Annotated in this window: 5 protein-coding genes; all 5 read right to left on the reverse strand. The window is 63.2% G+C overall.

Features of this window, described 5'->3' with window-relative positions; genetic code table 11:
• Positions 1 to 264, reverse strand: a 264-nt coding sequence (locus OXH56_09910) for a 50S ribosomal protein L10 (protein ID MCY3555621.1), incomplete at its 3' end; no start/stop codon positions are given.
• Positions 265 to 333: 69 nt separating this feature from the next.
• Complete coding sequence (gene rplA / locus OXH56_09915) at positions 334 to 1,032, reverse strand: 50S ribosomal protein L1 (GenBank protein MCY3555622.1); 699 nt, start codon at positions 1,030 to 1,032, stop codon at positions 334 to 336.
• A 27-nt stretch (positions 1,033 to 1,059) separates the two neighbouring features.
• The gene (rplK, locus tag OXH56_09920) at positions 1,060 to 1,485 is read right to left on the reverse strand and encodes a 50S ribosomal protein L11 (GenBank protein MCY3555623.1); all 426 of its coding nucleotides are present in this window, start codon (positions 1,483 to 1,485) and stop codon (positions 1,060 to 1,062) included.
• Positions 1,486 to 1,494: 9 nt separating this feature from the next.
• Positions 1,495 to 2,031 (reverse strand): transcription termination/antitermination protein NusG, encoded by a 537-nt coding sequence (nusG, locus tag OXH56_09925; protein MCY3555624.1) that lies wholly within the window; start codon positions 2,029 to 2,031, stop codon positions 1,495 to 1,497.
• Between the two features lie 28 nt (positions 2,032 to 2,059).
• The gene (secE, locus tag OXH56_09930; protein ID MCY3555625.1) at positions 2,060 to 2,248 is read right to left on the reverse strand and encodes a preprotein translocase subunit SecE; all 189 of its coding nucleotides are present in this window, start codon (positions 2,246 to 2,248) and stop codon (positions 2,060 to 2,062) included.
• Positions 2,249 to 2,516 lie beyond the last annotated feature (268 nt).

The raw sequence follows: 2,516 nt of genomic DNA on the forward strand, positions 1-2,516 counted from the left end.
CGGGTCGGCCGCAATAAGGGGCGGCGTCGGTCCGTCCGGGGTCTCGCCGAGGTCGGGCGGGTCCGCGTCCGCGACGGCGAGGCGCGTCAGCGTGTTCTTGATGACGCGGCACTCCACGGACTCCGCCCGCAACCGCCGGCGAAGTTCGGTGACCTCGCCGACGTCCAGGCCGGTGAGGTCGGTCAGGTACACGCTTTCGGTTTCTTTCAATCGCGTCGTCAGATCCTGGACGATCTGCTCTTTGACGGCACGCGGCTGGGGCATGGTGTCGAGACTCCTTTGATTTCAACGGCTATCCGGGGCCGTCAACGGCTACCGGGGCCGTGGATGCGTCTACGCCTCTCGGGCCGCCACCTGGCGGTCGACCTGTACGCCGGGTCCCATGGTGGACGAGACGGTAAGACGCCTGATGTATTGCCCTTTGGCGGATGCAGGCTTCGCCCGCATGACCGCGTCGATGAACGTCGAGGCGTTCTCCGTCAACTGCTCCACGGAGAAGGACACCTTGCCCACGGGGCCGTGCAGGTTGCCGTTGCGGTCCACGCGGTATTCGATCCGGCCTGCCTTGACTTCCTTGACCGCGGGCCCGACGTCGAAGGTCACGGTGCCGCTCTTCGGGTTGGGCATGAGGCCTCGCGGACCCAGTACGCGGCCCAGCTTGCCGACGTCACGCATGATATCGGGCGTGGCGATCACGACGTCGAAATCGGTCCAGCCCTTCTCGATCTGCTCGATGTACTCGTCGGCGCCGACGTAGTCCGCGCCGGCCTCCTGGGCGTCCTTCTGCGCTTCGCCCCGGGTCAGCACGAGCACCCTGGTTTCTTTTCCTGTTCCGTGGGGCAGTGCGATGGCGCCCCGTACCATCTGGTCCGCGTGGCGGGGATCCACGTTCAACCGCATGGCCACATCGACCGTCTCGTCGAATTTCGTCTTCGAGGATTCCTTGACGATCGTCAAGGCGTCCTCGAGGGGATAGTCCTTCCCCGCTTCCACCTTCTCGCTGGCGGCCAGGTAGCGCCTGCCTCTTTTCATGGCCCGTCTCCTTGCGACTTCCCTCGGTTAGCCTTCCACCTCGATGCCCATGCTGCGGGCCGTGCCTTCGATCATGCGCATGGCCGCTTCCGTATCCGCGGCGTTCAGGTCCGGCTTCTTGAGTTCGGCGATCTGCCTCACCTGGTCCCGGGTTACCTTGCCGACCTTCTCCCGGTTGGGTTCGCCCGACGCCTTCGCCAGGCCGGCCTCGCGCTTGAGCAGCACCGCGGCCGGGGGCGTCTTCGTGATGAAGGAAAAACTGCGGTCGGCGTACACCGTGATCACGACCGGTATGATCAGCCCCATCTGGTCATTGGTCTTCGCGTTGAAGACCTTGCAGAACTCCATGGGATTGACGCCGTGCTGGCCGAGGGCCGATCCCACCGGCGGCGCCGGATTCGCCTGCCCGGCCGGTACCTGGAGCTTGATCACCGTAGTTATCTTCTTTGCCACAACACCCTCCTACGTGACGTGGGAGACCTGGAGGAAATCGAGTTCCACCGGGGTCGCGCGTCCGAAAATGCTCACCATGACCTTCAGCTTCTGCCGGTCCGGATGTATAGCTTCCACGACGCCGGTAAAATCGGTGAACGGTCCGTCCGTCACCTTGACCTGGTCGCCGGTCCGGTAGGGGATCTCCACGCCTTCTCCCTTTTCCTTGGAAGGCTCGTCCCGGTGCAGTATGCGGTTCAGCTCATTCTCCCGCAGGGGCTGCGGCCGGGGCCCGCTCCCGACGAAATGGGTAACGCCCGGCGCGTTGGTCACCAGGTGCCAGGAGTCACGGTCCATCTCCATTTCCACGAGGACGTAGCTCGGGAAAAGCTTGCGTATGGTAGACGTTTTCTTCCCCTGCTTCATCTCTACGATTTCTTCGGTAGGGATGAGGATCTCGCCGATCTTCTCTTCCAATCCTTCCCGGACCTTGAGTTTCTCCAGGTGGGTCTTCACCTTGTTCTCGTGACCCGAGTAGGTATGAATCACGTACCAGCGCTTGTCCATTGATCACCTCATCATAGGTCGCTACGCGTCAGGCCCCGAGCAGACGGCTCAGAATGATGGACAGGATGAAGTCGATCACGCCGGTGAAGGCGGCCAGGATGAGCGTGATGATGATGACCACGGTCGTCGAACCGATCAGCTCGTTCCGGCTCGGCCAGCTCACCTTGGAGAGCTCCGTCCTCACTTCCCTCAGAAAGTCTACCGTTCGTTCGTACATGATCCCTGCTTCGTGCCGTTGCGCCGGCCCGGGCCGTTCTCTCCCGCGTACCCGCGCGCATGTGCGTACCGCATAAAAAGGCAGGCCGGAACCGTGTTTTCCGCTCAGTTCGCGTCGCCGGCCTGCGGTTATGCGCGTCTTCTATGTCAAGTTCATCCGGACCATCGGGGGCGGGCTTTCGGCCGCGCCGTCCCGTGTCCTGTCTATACCTGCTGCTACTCGATGACTTCGGTGACGACGCCCGCGCCGACGGTCCTGCCGCCTTCCC

This window comes from Gemmatimonadota bacterium, assembly GCA_026702745.1.
Taxonomy (GTDB): Bacteria; JAAXHH01; JAAXHH01; order JAAXHH01; family JAAXHH01; genus JAAXHH01.

Coding starts and splice junctions, on each gene's coding strand:
- rplA (MCY3555622.1), bottom strand. CDS start 1,032: ATGAAAAGAGGCAGGCGCTACCTGGCCGCCAGCGAGAAGGTGGAAGCG.
- nusG (MCY3555624.1), bottom strand. CDS start 2,031: ATGGACAAGCGCTGGTACGTGATTCATACCTACTCGGGTCACGAGAAC.
- secE (MCY3555625.1), bottom strand. CDS start 2,248: ATGTACGAACGAACGGTAGACTTTCTGAGGGAAGTGAGGACGGAGCTC.